This is a genomic window from Allopusillimonas ginsengisoli, from assembly GCF_004153455.1.
GTDB classification, from domain to species: Bacteria; Pseudomonadota; Gammaproteobacteria; order Burkholderiales; family Burkholderiaceae_B; genus Allopusillimonas; species Allopusillimonas ginsengisoli.
Window position 1 is genome coordinate 587,593 of record NZ_SDQE01000001.1, and the last position, 16,479, is coordinate 604,071.

Genomic DNA, 16,479 nt, shown 5'->3' on the forward strand with positions numbered 1-16,479 from the left:
CTAGCTTGAGAAAAGTGCAGCACAGCAGATCTCTATCGATGAATGTCATGAACACAACGACCAAGGCTGCAAGGCCCCGCGGCATGTCTTACGCCCGTCGCGATGCGAAGCCGCCGCCCGATGAGCCGCGCCTCATTCTGCTGAACAAACCGTACGATGTATTGCCGCAGTTCACTGACGAGCAGGGCCGCAGTACGCTCAAAGATTTCGTCAACGTGCCAGACGTATACCCCGCTGGAAGATTGGACCGGGATAGCGAAGGTCTGCTGTTGCTGACCAACGACGGCCAGCTTCAGGCCAGCATCGCCGACCCCAGGCACAAGATGGCGAAAACGTACTGGTTACAGGTGGAAGGCGAACCCACGGCGCAGCAATTACAGCAGTTGCGGAAGGGTGTAATGCTCAAGGATGGCCGCGCGGCAGCCAGTGACGTCACTGACATTACGCCACCGAATTTGTGGCCGCGCACGCCGCCTGTACGCTTTCGCCAGCATATACCGACCGCATGGATAGCGCTGACCATCCATGAAGGGCGCAACCGCCAGGTGCGGCGCATGACCGCCGCCGTGGGGCTTCCTACGCTGAGATTGGTAAGAGTACAGGTCGGGCCTTGGGCACTGGACGATCTACTGCCGGGCCAATGGCGTGACGTTCCGCCAAACATTCCGCTGCCAAGCGATCACCCCACCCCCTGCACCGGATAATCCACCCAGATATCCGCCCTCGGAAAATACAGCGCGCCGCGCGCGGGGCGCCCGTCAAGGGCCGTCACGTGTGCGCAATAGCGTTCGATCTGCTCGCGATAGCGCTCACGCATGCGGGCCGCGTAGGCGTCGGCGGACTCGCCCGAATGAGGCTTGCCAGTCTTGTAGTCCACAACCAGCCAGTCGTTTTCCTGGGAGATGGCCAAATCGATGACGGACACACGACCGCTGATATCCAGCAGTGTCCATTCGCGATGAGCCTGGGCCACGCGCAATAGCCACTGGCCGCGCTCGCTGGCAAGCGTGGAAGCCAGCGTATCGCGCAAGGCTTCGGTGGCGTGATCCAGACTGGTATCGGGTAAGCCAGCGCGTGCAAGCTGGCGGCGAAACACGGGCAGGCAGTCGTCAATGCGGGCGGCAGTCCAGGCATCAGCGCCCTCCTTGCCGATGCGCTCCAGCCAGGCGTGGGCGACCGTACCGATGACAGCTTCGTCGCCAGATGCTTCGCGCCATTGCCAGATGGCGGCGCCGGCTGGGCGGCGGGCGGCGGCGACAGGCGAGGCGGGTGATCCGTGCGCAGCGCGAGGGGCAACTGAACCTGCGCCCCCTGCTGTCGACGACCCTGGGCTTTCCTGTATGCCGAATTCCGGTTCCGGAGGCAAGGCATCCAGCCGCCGGCGAACCAGAAAACGGCCAGTGGGCCTGCCCAAAAGGCCGCGCTGCGAGCCATCAACAGATTGCGCATCCGCGCCTGCTCCTGCCACCGCCCGCGTCGCCGCGTTGCCCAATGAAATCGTCTTCGACGCCACACCGATGTCAGGCACCTCGGGCACGATCAACTGATCCCACAAACGCCCCAACAGCGAAGTGCCTGCGGGCTTCTTGGGTTTCATGTCCTCAGCCAGTACAACCTCGCCGACCAGATGCAGTTGATGCCGAGCACGCGTCAGACCAACGTACAGCAGGCGGTCCGTCTCGTAAGCCGCGCGCTTTTTCTCGCGCTCGGCCAGATAAACGGTGACCGGGTCAGGCTCGGCGGTCACGCGATGCTTGATGGGCCCCAACAGCAATTCGTCGCCATGCGGTTCGAAGTACATCAAGGGCGGCGTGTCGGCACGTGGACGGCGATGCAGGCCGGTCATGATCACCGTTTCGAACTCCAAGCCCTTGGATTTGTGCAAAGTCATCACCTCTACCGCACGTTCGCTGCTTTCCGGCGCAGCGAACAGCTTCTCCAGGCGTTGTTCCAGATCGACAGGGTCCAATTGCCCATAGGGCGCAATGTCTTCGATCAGTCGGAACAGGCGCTCTGCATCGGCCGCATCACTAGGATTCCGGTAATACACCGCTGGACCGCCCAGGCGCTGCCAGCAGCGCTCCAGCCAGGCGGCAAAGGGCACAGAGCCGGCGGCATTGCTGTCGTCCAACAGCACAGCAGCGGCCAGCCGCAGGCGACGGGCTTCGTCGGGCGGCAAAGGCCCCTTATCCGACGGAAGCCAGACCTCATCCACATTATCTCCCTCGCGTTGCCTTGCATTCCCGCTTAACCAGGCAGTCAGCAGCCGGGGAATCGGCGTCAACAAATCCGCACCGCACAGGGCATGCAGGCTGGACAGTGTCAAGCCGCACAGCGGCGAGCGCAGCACAGACAGCCAGGCCAGCCGATCGGCGGGATGCGACAGCGCACGCGCGAGCTGGGCAAGATCAATCACGACCTGCCGCGATTGCAGCGTGACCAATTCCACCGCCCGGCACGGTACGCCGGCAGCAGTCAGACAATGTACGACTTCACCCAGATGGCTTCGAGCACGCACCAGAATGGCAACGGGATGCTCGCTGTCGGGATGCTCGTCCAACGCCTGCCTGGCCAGACGTACAACCAATGTATCCGCATCGCTTTCTGTCAACGGCAGCGTCTGCCCAGACGCCGCAGGGGCACCTGGGGCGGACGACGTAGGGCCCCCCTGTGCTTCAGCACCGCTACCGGCGCGGTCAGCATTCACCGCCAGGTCACTTGTACCTGCAGGTTTCATCGTTGCGGCAAAATCGCCCTCGTGCTCCTCATCGCCCTCCTCTTCTTTGCGCACCCACACAGGATGAAACTGCGTGGTCACGCCCTCGACCGCCTCGTTGAACGGCACGGATCGCGTATAACGGATCGCCCCCAGGCCGGGGTGATTCTCGCGGGGAAAAATCGGCTGGCAAGTCGCATTCACCCATTCAACCAGATTGCCCTGGGAACGGAAGTTTTCTTTAAGTTCGAGCGCCGTCAGCCGAACCTCGCCCAGCCCGTGATCACGCACATTCAAAAACCCACCCACGTCGGCCTTGCGGAAGCGATAAATGGACTGCATGGGATCGCCCACCAGAAACAGCGTATGTCCATCACCATCCATCCAGCCCGCCGTCAGCAATTCCAGCAATCGGATCTGGGTCTGGCTGGTGTCCTGGAATTCATCCACCAGAATATGACGAATGGCGCTGTCCAGCGACAACAACAGATCGCTGGGGTCGTCCACCCGGCCCAGCGCCTCAATGGCACGCTGCGAAATTTCAGTGAAGTCCACCTCAGCCGCCTCGGCGAAACGCAGCTTGAGCTGGGCCGCAGCCAGCCACAACACCTCGAGCAGCACGGCCAACACCCGCTGCTGCGCTTCTGTATAGCCCCCACAAGGCGCGCTGCGGATGTCGTGCAGAATGCCTACCCACGCTTCATTCTCAGGCACCGACGCCAGCCACGCAAGAAAATCCTTTTTGTGCTGGCTACCCGCCTCAAAACCTTGATTCTTGTTGACCGTGCGCCGCAATGTGCCCTTGGCCGTCAACAAGGCCTGCGCCAAAGCCTGCCACTGCGGCAGGCAGTCCATATCTATATCAAAAGGCTGTCCGTCCCAGTCCAACAGAGGACTATCCGGCTCAGCCCCGCTGGCCGCCAAGGTTTCCGCGGCTTGACGCAAGCAGGGAGCAAGCGCAGACGCCCAACCCACCGGCATGGCGCCACCCAAACGGCGCAGATCTTCCTCCACCGCACGCGCCAGGCTCTCCAGCAACTGTTCGTTGTCGGCCCCCCGCCCCAGCAGCGGCAGCCACTGGTCCCGGCTGGCCAGCATACCGGCCAGCAAATCCCGTGCAATGTTGACGTCCACATCCAGATGCGCGATCAACTCGGCCACCGCCTCGTTTTCGTCTGCCATGGCCAGTGTTGCCTGCGCCGCAGCCTCATAGTGCTCACCGGGATTATCGGTAATTGAAGGCATCCCGCCCAGACCGCTCATCCACGGCATGGCCCGCACCAGATACGCGCAAAAGGAATCGATGGTGCGTATGCCCAAGCGTGCCGGATAATCCAGCAAGTTCCAGCCCAATTGCTCGTCGCGGGCCAGTGCCTGGCGGGCCAAGGCCCAACCGCGCTGCTTGTGTGGCGCCTCAGGCCGCGGCCCTTTTCCGTCGCGCAGCTTGCCCAACACCCGCGCATGCATCTCGGACGCCGCCTTGCGCGTAAAAGTAATCGCCACGATCTCCTCTGGCCGGTTCACCGTCGCCAGCAAGGCCAGAATGCGATCCGTCAGCAATTCTGTCTTGCCCGATCCCGCGGGCGCCTGGATCAAAAAAGACTGGCTCGGATCTATCGCCGCAGCGCGTACCGCACTGTCACTAGGCTCTCGCATCGTCACTCGGATATTCCTCGGTTAACCTCAGGAAAGGCAGGGCATCGCAATAGCGGATGTCGTCCAGGCGCAAATATTCGTTTCGCGCCACGCCCGACGCATATTCCTGGGCCAGTTGCTCAATGGTGCGTCGCCATTGCTGCATGACGTCTTCCCACTGTCGCCCTGCAAAGACTGGCCAGTCATCCAGCGCGGCCACGCCATCAAAACCGTACTCGCCGTCCGCCAGGCCACGCATCTGAATCTCGCGCGCATGCAAGCGGGCCAACACCAGCGCACCCACTTGATTGCTATGCTCGGCCAATACAGACGCATAAAAAGGAAGCTGCAGGCTTACCGGGCGCACCCGCATCCAATCAGATTTTGGATCGATACGGCCGCTGCCAGACTTGTAATCGATCACTGCCAGCCGGCCATCCTCCAGCGTGTCGATGCGGTCCAGCCGCAGGCTCAGAGACAGCGCGCCATACCGCCAGTCGTACTTCTGCTCAACATCCTTGACTGCAAACGGCGCGCGCTGCAGTTCCGCCGCCAGCCAATCACGGAGCACAATCTCTGCGCGCCGCATCTCCAGGCCACGCAGCGTATCGCCGTAATCGCCCAGGAACTCATCGGCCGCCTGCTGTACCGCTTCGCTGACCAGGCTGTCGAGATGACCGGCCTGATCCAGACTGCGCAATGCCTCCTGATCCGGGATCATGCGCCAGACGATTTCGATCGCCCGGTGCAGCAGTTCGCCGCGCGCGTTCTGGTCAAATAGTTCTGCATAGGGGGGCAAGGCACTTGCGCCCAGGCGGTACTTGGCAAAAGCCCACAAGGGATTGCGTGCCTGAGTATCGATCACGCCTATGCCACCGCGCGTTTCCGCGCCAGGTTCCAAGGGCGGGCCTTGATCATCGACCAGGTATTCCAGAATATCGGCAGGGCATTGCCTGTCTTGACGACCCATCGCCTGGGAATCACCCTGCTTCGTCATTAAACTGCCTTGTTCCGCGCGACCACCCCCGACAGCATGATCGGCCGCCGCACCGCCCGCGCCGATTTGCTCACCTCTCAACGCATCCACCACCGGTACCGCCGCAATACACGGGCTGGGCCGGAGCAACCGCTCGCCCTCGAAACGCGGATGGCTCAATACGACCTGCGGTGCACATTCCAGTAGTGAGGCATAGAGCGTCTGCGCCCATCGCAGCTCGCGCTCAGGGGTGGCGCGCGGCGCGCCCGCCTCGCGCTGCGCCAACAGCGGAATAAACGGATTCGGCTTGGGCGGTGCGGGCAGCACCTCGTCGGTAAGCCCCAGCACCCAAATTCCGTCCCAACGCCCTCCCTCGGATTCCAGAAAACCCAACACATCCAGCCGGGAAGCGGGATCCCGCTGCGGCTGGAAAGGGGTTTCGTTCGCCAACCGGCGCAACAACCCGACCGCACCCGCAAAACTGAGCGAACCCGCCACGAAAGTAAGACGCGCCATCACATCCAGCAAACGGTCCAGCGCCTCTACCACCTGATACGCATGGCTGTCCAGTATCTCTTGTCCCGGAAAACCCAGCGCCTCCAGCCAATGCCGGAAACGACGGGACCAGACCTCTGCCGTTGCCGTGCCGTGATCATCGCGCATCGCCTCGATGCAGCCTTGCCAGGCCTGACCCAACTGGGGCGCCATGCGCCGCAACAATTCACTGAAGTCAGCGTCTGACACCGACATAATCCGGCGGCGGCGCCAATAGGCGTCGATGGCCGCGCGACCGGGCGCCTCTACTGCGCCCCCTGCGCAACCGCCTGCCAACAGCGCCGCACCCAGATCCGCAGGCGCAAGAGACCTGCCGCGCGACACCCCTGCCATCACGGTCAGCCATGCCAGCGCAGCGCGCACCAGCGGCCACTCCGCCATAGGGCGGGCAACCGCAACGTTGTACGGCGTTGCTTCGCCCAGCGCCGCCCGCAAACTGCGATGCGCCAGCGCCACGTCTGCCTCCAGCCGAGACGCGACGATAGCGTAACTGCCATTGGGATTAGCCTTTAACTGCCGCGCTGCCCATTGCGCCGCCAGCCGCCATTCTGTATCCGGATCATCGGCCTCTATACGGAACACCTCGCCCGCCGCCTGCGCCGGCCGTTCCAGCGCTACTATCTGCACGCCCTGATCGCGCAGCGCCTCCAATACACCGGCCAGCCGCGGCGACACTTCGTTAAAACCCGCCAGCACCAGCGTTTTAAACGGCAAGGACAGTGTTCCATCGCATACACACTCGCAAACGCGCTCATACGCCTGATTGCTGTCCTCCAGGTCCATGGCAACGAGATGATCACGGTAGCGCTCTCGCCACAGCAAGAAGCTTTGGTAGTCGCTGGTCTGTTGCTCCGGCCTGACCTGGATGCGCCAGTCGTCAAGCAGTCGATCCGCCTCTGCCGCAAGCCGCGCCGCCTGGGCGATATCCAGCAGCGGATGGTCGGGTTCCGCCTCTCCAATTGCCTGCCGCCACAACAACTGCACGCCAAAGCCATCCACTGTACGCATAGCCTGCCCGGACTCCGGCACGAAAGCCAGCTCATCGGCCAGCCGCGCAAGCCAGCCCGATAGCGGCACAATATCCGGCACCGCCATCACCCTACGATCCGCGCTCAGCCGCGCTGACAGCTCCGCCAGCACCCGGCGGGCGTAACGGTTATTGACGGTGAGCACCAGCACATCCCGGGCTTTCAGCCCAGTCAACGCGTCCAACCTTATGGAGGGAAAGTTTTCCATCACGGCAGAGGTAAATATAGACAAGGGGTCATTCTACCTAGAAGGTGGGCGGACTTTGGTCTTATGCTGATCGCCATCCTGAAAGCCAAGGAACTACGACTGACCGTAGAATGCATCATTCCCTAAGCAGTCGTAAGCGCTTAAACTCGGCGTTATGTCTGATATTAAATCCACCTCCGCCAACGAGACGCCAGCCATTGAGCTGACTGGCTCCATTGCATTTCGCACAGGCGAGCAGAACTGGGGCAGCCAGCGCCGCATGGCACTGCTGGGCGCCATCGCACAAGAAGGCTCGATCAGCGCTGCGGCGCGTAAAGTGGGTCTGAGCTACAAAGCCGCCTGGGATGCGGTCGATACAATGAACAATCTCGCCGGCGAGCCCCTGGTCATGCGCACCACGGGCGGCAGGCATGGCGGCGGGGCCACCCTCAGCGAACGGGCCGTCGAGCTGCTGAATCTGTTCGACAGACTCAACCGCGAACACCAGCGTTTTTTAGCGCAACTGGCACACAGTGGCAGCGTGCCTACCCACAATCTAGAGCTCATACAACACATCATGATCCAGACATCCGCACGCAATAATCTTTCCGGCACCGTTGCCAGCGTCAAACACGGCGCTGTCAACGACGAGATCATTCTTAATATCGCACCCGGGCTGGACATCGTTGCCAACATCACCAGCGAAAGCGCCCGCAGCCTCGACCTGGAACCCGGCCGTCGCGCCCTCGCCTTTATCAAGGCCTCTTCCATCATCGTCGGCAAATCTGACGACGGCATCAAATTGTCTGCCCGCAACCAGTTGGCCGGGCGCATCAGCGAAGTCAAGGAAGGCGCAGTCAACGCCGAGGCACGCATCGAATTGCCGTCCGGCCAGGTGCTGGTCGCCGTGCTCACCATGGAAAGCCTGTCCAAGCTCGCCCTCAAGGCTGGCGACGAGGTCTATGCCATCTTCAAGGCATCCAGCGTGATGTTGGGCGTGACGGATTGATATTGCCTGCCGCTACTTCGCGGTCGAGGACAACTCTGCGTGCGGCTCTAGGCAAAGATGTCTTCGATCCGCTTGGCGTCCAACAAGTTTAACGACCATGCATGCAGTTGCTGTACATCGGCGTGCTCAAGCCGCGCTTTGAAGGGCTGCGGCAGGTGGCCAAACTTGCGTGCCAACTGACTTAAAAGCGTTTGCCGCATGCCCTTCTGCAACCCGATCCGCTCGCCATCATGGAGGGCGCAGTCGATCATATCCTTGACATCAACTAACGCCTGCTCGCGGCGTTCGGCGGCTAGGCGTAATTCCTCATCGGAGCACATCGTCTCCAGACACTTGAGCGCTTCCTTAACGGGCGGATAGGTAATGGCATTCATGGCAGCCTCGTTCAGATTGTGCAACAGGCAGGCAATCCAGGCACGCAGTGGCGCGGGTAACTTGCGTAGCCTTTCAGCCTTGCGTAACTCGATTATATGCACTTGCAGCGCAGGGTCCAATTGCACCCGCGGGCGCTTCTGGTCGCGCAGCGTAAAGCGCCAGCTGGCCTGGTAAGGGTGTTTGTCAAACAGATCGTGGACCAGCAGGCTGATGCCGATGGCCGGTTTGAGCTGCTGGTAGTCCTGGCCCGCCTGCAATTGGCCGGCCAGGGTGCGCGCTACGCCGTAGATATTGCGCTGAGGCCAATGCAAATAACGTCGCAACTGCATTTCCACGCCCACCCGCTGGCCCTGAGCATCTTCGGCCAGAATGTCCAGCACAACGTTTTTGCCCGTTAAATCGGCCGGCAGGATATGTGGATTCAACACGCGCTGCACCACGATGGGCGACGCGGGATACAACACAGCGTTGATCAGGTCCGTCAGCAGCGGAAGGTGGTTGGCGAACAGTGTCTTAAAAACCACGTCATTGCATAGAGACAGGCGAGGCGCGGGCTCCTTGGGGATATCGGCCACTGGGGTCGGAAAGGCGGACGGCATGTCTGCAAGTCATCGGATTCGAAAGCATGCAATGTAGGACAGGTGAACTACGAAGAAAATTGGGCAAACTTGCCCGAGTGGGCGGAAAGTGTCGTACAGGAATGGTCAACAGCCCTTCTAATCTCGGTAGAAATCGATTAGTTCAAAGACGCGACTCACATCCGCGTCGTTGTTATAGATATGGAAGGCGAACCGCAGTTGCCCCTTTCGGATCGAAAATGCAACCTGCTCGCTACGAAGGTAGGCCGCCAATCGGTTGATGGCCTCATCGTCCGAAAAATCATGGCCGCCTTTTCCCAGCGCGCCGACGGTGACTATATGGGATAGATGAGGAGAGTCCGGCATCACTGAAACATTCAGGCCGCGCTGACTGAGGCCCACCGCAAAGCTGCGCGCGAGCGCCAGTACATGCGGCTCGATAACTTCTTTGCCAATTGAAAGCAGCATGTCCAGCGATGCGTTTGCCGCGTATGCTCCCGCCAACGGATAACTACCCAACTCAAAGCGATGTGCGCCGACGGCCAAGCGATAGTCCCCCAGACCTCCCTCGGAATGCTGGCCGGTCGCCATGTCGACACCGGTACGAGACAAATAGGCTGGCTGAAGACGCTCTGCCAGACTCTTTCGGCAGTACAGAAAGCCGGATCCATACAGGCCCAACAGCCCTTTGCTTGTGGAGGTAGCCAAACAGTCAAACAAATCTGTGTTGGCATCCAGACTCAGGATGCCTGCTGACTGAACAGCATCGACCAAGAAACATACCCCTCGTGCGCGAGTCACAGCACCTATGGCACGCAGATCGGTTCTGGTGCCGGGCGCAAAGTTCACTGAAGCTGCCGTCACGATCTTCGTTCTTTCATCAATTGCATCAATCATTGCCTGAGCGTCAATTGCGCCATTTCGAGGCTCAACCATGCGCAAGACGACACCACGCCTTTCCAGATGCCGCCAGGGGTATAAATTGTTGGGATGTTCTAGCTCAGCGGTCAGTACAACGTTATCGCCTTCCCGCCAGTCGAAGGCATTGGCGATACAGTTGACCCCATCCGACACATTGCGCGAAAAGGCAATCTCCACCGGGTCTGCATTGATAAGCCGGGCGAATTTTTCCCTTGCCTGAAATACCTGCTCTTCATGCTCCGACCTAGACGCCCCCGCGGCCTCCATTAGATCCAGATAGTATCGACTGCGGCGCGCGTATCACGAGAAATAATTCCTTTCTCGCAAACGCTGAGATAAGTGAGTCTTTCCAACACAGGAAACCTCGCACGAGCCGCTGCAGCAAGAGCATCTGTATCAAAAGACGCATCAACCCCGTCGCCGCCGGTAAGGGTAGACGCTATATTCGAAATCGTACTCAAGTCAATCACCCCTCAACATGTAATACGCGTACAAGAGGGCACTATATTGCGAAGGTCTGCGCGGCACAAGCTGTTATGCCGCGCATAAGTTCAAACTGACCTTCTCGCTTGGGTGGCCGCTATGCTGTAGTCAGGACCGGTATTACTTTGCTCTGCATACCAGCCGGCCCTAACCCTGCTCCTGGGTCAGCAGCAAATCGATCTGCGCTTTTAGGCGCTGCTTGTCGTCTGCATAAAAAGGGGTAGGAATTGCCAACCAAGCCTTTCGACCTCCTGGCAGTCTGACGGGAATGCTGTCCATGCCGGCATCCAACCACAATGGTGTCGGTACTGGAGAAAGTGAAGCGAAGGCGCCCGCTGCCAGCGACGTCCGCCCAGAGGCGTCGTCACTGAGCGCCGTTGCGGCCGTCACGCCGTTGTCGGAATTGACTGTGAGATCTGTCGAAAGCGTAACGACGTCAGAGGATGCGCCGTTGTTGCTGCTGTAATCCGCGTACTCGACTGACTTCAGAAACGCCGCCAAAGCAACCTCGGCAGCGATGGGGTTGAACCCCCGTTTGATAAGGTCTGATCTCAGGGCGTCAGTCGACGTCGTGAGCTTTTTATATCTGGCCAGCAACTCTGCATAGAGCGGAGGATTGCGCAAAAATTGCACAAGCCGCGACTTGCGTTGCACCTCTTCGCGTGCGAGCAAGAATTGCTCAAACCCTTCCGTCACGCGAATACGCCCATCCTCTGGCTTTTCCAGCAACCCAAAATACTTTGCACTTGCCAGTGCTTGCAGCGCCGCCCCGTTATTGGCTCCTTTGTACCCCATGTGCTGCGCAACAGCTTCCGTCGGAGCAGCGCGCGAACCCTCGACGTCATACACATTGCGAACTCGATCAACGGCCTCCTCCAGCGAGATAGAAGGCGCTCGCGGGCTTCTTTTACGGGATGAGTTTACTTCCATGGTTATACTTTCCGCATCCGAAATTAAACTGAGTTTAATTAATTTTAACTCGAATATAGCCAAGGCGAAGCGTTAATTCATCATTCGTAAACTTATAATTTAGCATAACCAATCCATTCACTAATCGCGAATCCGAGATATTGACGATGAAAAAACAATATCGTACGATATTCGCGAATAACGAATACCACAGTCGAGCCATCCATGAAACAGCTTTTGCTGCGCCCGCAGGACCTTGTCGTCGCGATCCAGTTCGCCATCCATCATGACATGCCCTTTACTTTCGCCCAGCTTGGTCAGGCATTGCATATGTCAGCCTCAGAAGCACATGGCGCCTCCAAACGGGCGCTCCTGTCCAGATTGCTATTGCAAGATGGAACAGCAGTCCGGGCCAATCGCACGGCACTGCTGGAGTTTCTTATGTATGGCGCCTCATACGCTTTCCCGGCCAAGCCTGGCGCGGTAATCAGAGGTATGCCAACTGGGGCGTCCGCGCCGCCACTGTATGACCAATTCCTGCAGGCCGGCATGTTGCCCACCGTCTGGCCATATCCCGAAGGTTCTGTACTCGGGCAATCGATCGCGCCGTTATATCCAAATGCTCCCGATGCCTGCAGGGAAGACAACGGGCTCTACCACATCCTTGCTGCGTTCGACGCCATCCGTTGCGGTGCTGCACGCGAACGCGAGGCGGGGATTAACTTTATCAAAAGTGCACTCCTATGAGTTTTGATCCTAACTTGACAGCAGTGGAAGCAGCCGTGGAGGCATTGGGGAAGCTAGCAGACGACTTCCTGCTCATAGGTGGATGTGCTGTCGGGTTGCTCGTCACCGAGCCCGCCGTCACGTCCATCCGGCCAACGACAGATGTCGATATGCTTACCGAAGCAACGCCACTCTCCGACTACTACGCGTTGTGCGCTCGTCTGAAAGAGCGCGGCTTCAGGGAAGATCAGGGTGACGTAATCTGTCGCTGGATCAAAGATTCCATAATCATTGATGTCGTACCTGCAGACGAAGCCATCCTCGGATTTACGAATACTTGGTACGCTCCGGCAGCACAATCCTCAAACAATATGCGTTTGCCAAGTGGCAAGCACGCAAATGTTATTTCCGCCCCCTACTTTTTAGCGACCAAACTTGAAGCTTTCGCCTCACGCGGAAATGGAGACTTCATGCATCATGACATGGAAGATATCGTAACGGTCATTGACGGACGCGCATCCATCATTCAAGAAGTGATCCAGTCTGACACCAAATTGCGCAGCTTTCTGCAAGATGAATTTGAAGCACTCTTGGCCAACGCAACGTTCATTGAGCGGCTGCCATGGCTGATATCGCCAAATCAATCAAACGCTCGTCATATGCTCGTCCTGGAACGCCTGCAACAGTTGGCTGGTTTTTGAACACACGGTGCTGCACGCGACCGCGAAGCAGGGCCAACATCCTGGAAGAGCCCCACTCTCTACACTTGGCCCGGTCTCAAATCGCGTCACAATTTTTACTCCCCCGCCTGCCCGTTTGCTGCAACACTACTTCCTGAGCATCACTAACGAACTGACGGCATGGATCGCGTCGTGTACGACCGGGCTTGTGCCGCCTCCGGAGGTAGAAAGCGATGACGCAAGAGAAAGATCTTCAAACCGACGATGCCGCATCCGCCATGGACACTCCGCCGGTCGTGTCTCCCGAGGCGTGGGAAGCTGCGCGGCAAAAGCTGCTTGTGGAGGAAAAGGCGATGACCCGCGCCAAAGATGCGCTGGCGGCCAGGCGGCGTCGGATGCCGTGGATGCGGGTGGATAAGGCCTATGCATTCGAAGGTTCCAATGGAACGCTTAGCCTGCCGGATCTGTTCGACGGCAGGCATCAACTGATTGTTTACCGGGCTTTTTTCGAGCCTGGCGTATATGGCTGGCCCGAGCATGCCTGCCGGGGCTGCTCAATGGTGGCGGATCAGGTGGCGCATCTTGCCCATCTCAACGCCCGAGATACCAGCCTTGTGTTCCTGTCGCGCGCGCCCCAAGCCGACATTGCCCGCCTGAAAGCACGCATGGGCTGGGATATCCCATGGTTCACCATCACAGACAGCTTCGATACTGATTTCGGTGTGGATGAATGGCACGGCACAAATGTCTTTTATCGAGATGGCGGCCAGATATTCCGAACCTATTTTCTCAATAATCGGGGCGATGAACAGATGGGCGGGACCTGGAATTACCTGGACATTACCCCACTGGGTCGGCAGGAAACCTGGGAAGACTCGCCGAAAGGCTATCCACAAACGCCGCCCTATAAATGGTGGAACTGGCACGACAGCTATGTCCCAGGCGCCGCCCCTGACCCAAAATGGGTCGAGGTGTCAGATGCGGGGGACGCAGCCATGAATCAATCTTTGCTAGGGAAGCATCACCTCTAGCGCCCTTGCAGCATTTACCAGGCGCCCCTTCTTACCAGTCCGTATCAGCGCCGGAAAAAGAAGAAGAAGACGCCTGGCCAGCGCGGCCTGCGTTAGCCCATAACAACTATCCATATTTCATAGCAGTGTACGTGAATGGGAACATCCCTCACGCCATCATAGGCACCGGCCCTTCGCAGGACTCCCAGGCAGACGTCTGCTGTGCCACCAGTTCAGCGGGCTTACAATCACCCACAATGCCACCGTCACGTATCTGAAAAACATGATCCGCCAGCACGAGCACATCCTGTGGATCGTGAGTAATGAGAATGGTGGGAATATCCAGTTGAGCCTGCAGCCCCGCCAGCTCCTCGCGCATACGCCTGCGCAGGCCTACATCCAGGGCCGCCAGGGGCTCATCCAGCAACAACAAGCGCGGATTGACCGACAATGCCCGCGCCAGCGCCACGCGCTGCCGCTGCCCACCGGAAATCTCCGACGGATAACTGCCCAATATTGCCCGCAACTCAAACGCATCCACCCAGCGCTGGGCAGAGGCCGGCAGATCACGCCGCCGAGCCGGGTTCAACAGCCCCCGGGTCAGTCCAAAACCAATATTCTGCGCCACCGTCAGATGTGGGAAAAGACCATAATCCTGCTGCAAATACCCCAACCTGCGCGCCTGCGGTGATAAGTAAATGCCGCCAGACTCATCGTAAAGCGTTGCGCCATTGACCACGATATGGCCGCGCTGAGGCCGCAGCAAGCCTGCGATTGCCCGTATCGTCAGCGACTTGCCCGCCCCCGAAGGACCAAACAGCGCAATCCGCCGCGCATCCGACTTCAACGCCACATCCAGCGTGAAGGATCTTGCTCCCGCACTGACCTCGCGGTAAATCTCCAGATCTATCATGGTCCGAACTCCTGCAGCCCCTTCATGCGCGCCCGACGCGGCACCAATACGCTTGCAATCAACAGCACCGCCACACAGGTTATCGAGGTTACCAGCACCAGGGTATTGGCCAGCGCATCGTCGCCCGCCTGCACTGCTTCGTAAATCGCAATGGATAACGTTTGCGTACGCCCCGGGATACTGCCTGCCACCATCAGTGTTGCGCCGAACTCACCCAGCGCTCGCGCAAAGGCCAGCAACACCCCGGCAAGAATGCCGCGCATCGCCAGCGGCAAGGTAACGCGAAAAAAAATCGCCCACGACCCCAGCCCCAGCACGCGCGCCCCATTTTCCAGGGACTGATCCACATCTTCGAACGCCGCGCGCGCCGCCTTCAATACCATGGGGAACGCCACCACCGTGGCGGCAATCACCGCACCTTGCCACGTAAACACCAGCTCAATTCCGAACCCCTTGAGCCATTGTCCCAGCCATCCACGCCTGCCCAACAGGACCAGCAAGTAATACCCCATTACCGTCGGCGGCAACACCATAGGCAGCGTCAGAATGGAGTCGATCACATCGCTCCAGCGCGACTGCCAGCGCGCCAGCCCATAGGCAATGACAATACCCAGCACCGCCGCAAACAGCGTTGCCCACCCGGCAACCTTCAAGGACAACAGCAGCGGAACCCACAAACCTGTCATAAACGAAATGCCACGGACAATTGCCCGTGGCGAACCTTATAAAACACCTACTGAACAGCCTGGCGGCGGCCGGCTGGCCTCAAACACCCGCTCAGGGCTTGTCAAAGCCGTACTTTGCCAGAATCTCCTGCCCCTGATCGGAGTGGATGAAATCCAGATACTTCCCGGCCAGCGAGCTGCGTCCGCCCCGCTTGACCAGCGCAATCGGATACAACACGGGCACCGGCGACTCCAGCTTTTGCACCACCTTCACCTCATCAGGTTTGATCGCCGCATCGGTCGCAAACACAAACCCGGCGTCTACCTCGCCGCGCGCGACGTAATCCAGCACCTGACGCACATTTTGCCCCAATACCTGGCGTTTCTCCACGCCTGCCCAATCGCCAGACTGCTCAAGCGAGGCCTGAGTATAACGGCCCACCGGCACCGACGCCGGATTGCCAAAGGCCACGCGCGTGACCTTGTCCGACCCCAAGTCCTTTACAGACTTGATATTCAGCGGATCCTGGGCAGGCACGATCAACACCACCTGATTGCGCACGAAATCCTTGCGCGATGCGGCATCAATCGAACCACCGTCCAGGGCCTTGTCCATCGCTTTCTGATCCGCCGATGCAAACACATCAATCGGCGCGCCCTCAACAACCTGCGCAGCCAGCTTGCCCGACGCCGAAAAGGTATTCAGCACCTTAGCGCCCGGATTATCCTTCTGGAACTGCTCCCCAATCTCGGTAAACGCATTGGTCAGGCTGGAAGCCGCCGCCACCACCAAATCCTCTGCGGAGGCCTGCCCATGCAAACCCATCGCCGCAAAAATCGCTGCAGCAAGCCATTTCTTCGTCATCATTCCTTCCTTCTCCTGATCGGGTGGTGCGACCGGCAAGCGCTTCAGGCGCTGCGGCGCGGCAAGATCGTCTAACACTTAGCGTAAAAACGTAATATATATACCTATATATCGCTTAGTCAAACGAAACCGCCGCAGAAATGTCGACTATCACCCGGCACGAATGGATGGCGCGTGCTGTTGCCGCCCCACTGTGCCCTAATATTTGATCCAAACAGCAGGGCGAAGGCATCGCCAGCGACCAGATG

At 59.2% G+C, this 16,479-nt stretch carries 13 protein-coding genes; 5 read left to right on the plus strand and 8 right to left on the minus strand.

Features of this window, described 5'->3' with window-relative positions; genetic code table 11:
* The first annotated feature begins 47 nt into the window (after nt 1-47).
* The gene (locus ERE07_RS03010) at nt 48-704 is read left to right on the plus strand and encodes a pseudouridine synthase (RefSeq protein ID WP_209021066.1); all 657 of its coding nucleotides are present in this window, start codon (nt 48-50) and stop codon (nt 702-704) included.
* Here ERE07_RS03010 and ERE07_RS03015 read toward each other — a convergent pair.
* Both ERE07_RS03015 and ERE07_RS21935 read right to left on the minus strand, forming a co-directional pair.
* Nucleotides 680-4,372, minus strand: a complete 3,693-nt coding sequence (locus ERE07_RS03015) for a UvrD-helicase domain-containing protein (protein WP_130007315.1) — start codon at nt 4,370-4,372, stop codon at nt 680-682. The two genes, ERE07_RS03010 and ERE07_RS03015, sit on opposite strands and share 25 nt — an antisense overlap.
* Nucleotides 4,359-7,142 carry a PD-(D/E)XK nuclease family protein gene (locus ERE07_RS21935; protein ID WP_245153371.1) on the minus strand — a complete coding sequence of 928 codons (2,784 nt, stop codon included), beginning with the start codon at nt 7,140-7,142 and terminating at the stop codon, nt 4,359-4,361. The genes ERE07_RS03015 and ERE07_RS21935 overlap by 14 nt, the downstream gene beginning before the upstream one ends.
* A gap of 130 nt (nt 7,143-7,272) precedes the next feature.
* Here ERE07_RS21935 and ERE07_RS03030 point away from each other — a divergent pair, with 130 nt between their 5' ends.
* Nucleotides 7,273-8,106, plus strand: a complete 834-nt coding sequence (locus ERE07_RS03030; RefSeq protein WP_130007316.1) for a TOBE domain-containing protein — start codon at nt 7,273-7,275, stop codon at nt 8,104-8,106.
* A gap of 47 nt (nt 8,107-8,153) precedes the next feature.
* Here the strand turns inward: ERE07_RS03030 and ERE07_RS03035 are convergent, their stop codons facing one another.
* From ERE07_RS03035 to ERE07_RS03045, 3 genes are all read right to left on the minus strand, one after another.
* Nucleotides 8,154-9,080, minus strand: a complete 927-nt coding sequence (locus ERE07_RS03035; RefSeq protein ID WP_130007317.1) for an Rpn family recombination-promoting nuclease/putative transposase — start codon at nt 9,078-9,080, stop codon at nt 8,154-8,156.
* Between the two features lie 117 nt (nt 9,081-9,197).
* Nucleotides 9,198-10,247 carry an aminotransferase class V-fold PLP-dependent enzyme gene (locus ERE07_RS03040; protein ID WP_130007318.1) on the minus strand — a complete coding sequence of 350 codons (1,050 nt, stop codon included), beginning with the start codon at nt 10,245-10,247 and terminating at the stop codon, nt 9,198-9,200.
* A 363-nt stretch (nt 10,248-10,610) separates the two neighbouring features.
* The gene (locus ERE07_RS03045) at nt 10,611-11,393 is read right to left on the minus strand and encodes a hypothetical protein (RefSeq protein ID WP_130007319.1); all 783 of its coding nucleotides are present in this window, start codon (nt 11,391-11,393) and stop codon (nt 10,611-10,613) included.
* A 204-nt stretch (nt 11,394-11,597) separates the two neighbouring features.
* Between ERE07_RS03045 and ERE07_RS03050 the strand changes: the two genes are divergently transcribed.
* The 3 genes from ERE07_RS03050 (at nt 11,598) to ERE07_RS03060 (ending at nt 13,809) form a co-directional block, all read left to right on the plus strand.
* The gene (locus tag ERE07_RS03050) at nt 11,598-12,119 is read left to right on the plus strand and encodes a hypothetical protein (protein WP_130007320.1); all 522 of its coding nucleotides are present in this window, start codon (nt 11,598-11,600) and stop codon (nt 12,117-12,119) included.
* Nucleotides 12,116-12,799, plus strand: coding sequence for a hypothetical protein (locus ERE07_RS03055; protein WP_130007321.1), 684 nt, complete (start codon nt 12,116-12,118; stop codon nt 12,797-12,799). Before ERE07_RS03050 ends, ERE07_RS03055 begins: the two co-directional genes overlap by 4 nt.
* A gap of 212 nt (nt 12,800-13,011) precedes the next feature.
* The gene (locus ERE07_RS03060) at nt 13,012-13,809 is read left to right on the plus strand and encodes a DUF899 domain-containing protein (RefSeq protein WP_245153373.1); all 798 of its coding nucleotides are present in this window, start codon (nt 13,012-13,014) and stop codon (nt 13,807-13,809) included.
* A 148-nt stretch (nt 13,810-13,957) separates the two neighbouring features.
* Here ERE07_RS03060 and ERE07_RS03065 read toward each other — a convergent pair whose 3' ends face one another.
* The 3 genes from ERE07_RS03065 to modA all read right to left on the minus strand — a co-directional run bounded on the left by ERE07_RS03065 (nt 13,958) and on the right by modA (nt 16,234).
* Nucleotides 13,958-14,701, minus strand: a complete 744-nt coding sequence (locus ERE07_RS03065; protein ID WP_130007322.1) for an ATP-binding cassette domain-containing protein — start codon at nt 14,699-14,701, stop codon at nt 13,958-13,960.
* A complete protein-coding gene (gene modB / locus ERE07_RS03070; RefSeq protein WP_130007323.1) occupies nt 14,698-15,387 on the minus strand; it encodes a molybdate ABC transporter permease subunit in 690 nt (229 codons plus the stop codon). The genes ERE07_RS03065 and modB overlap by 4 nt, the downstream gene beginning before the upstream one ends.
* Before the next feature lie 91 nt (nt 15,388-15,478).
* Complete coding sequence (modA, locus tag ERE07_RS03075; RefSeq protein ID WP_130007324.1) at nt 15,479-16,234, minus strand: molybdate ABC transporter substrate-binding protein; 756 nt, start codon at nt 16,232-16,234, stop codon at nt 15,479-15,481.
* Between the last annotated feature and the right edge of the window lie 245 nt (nt 16,235-16,479).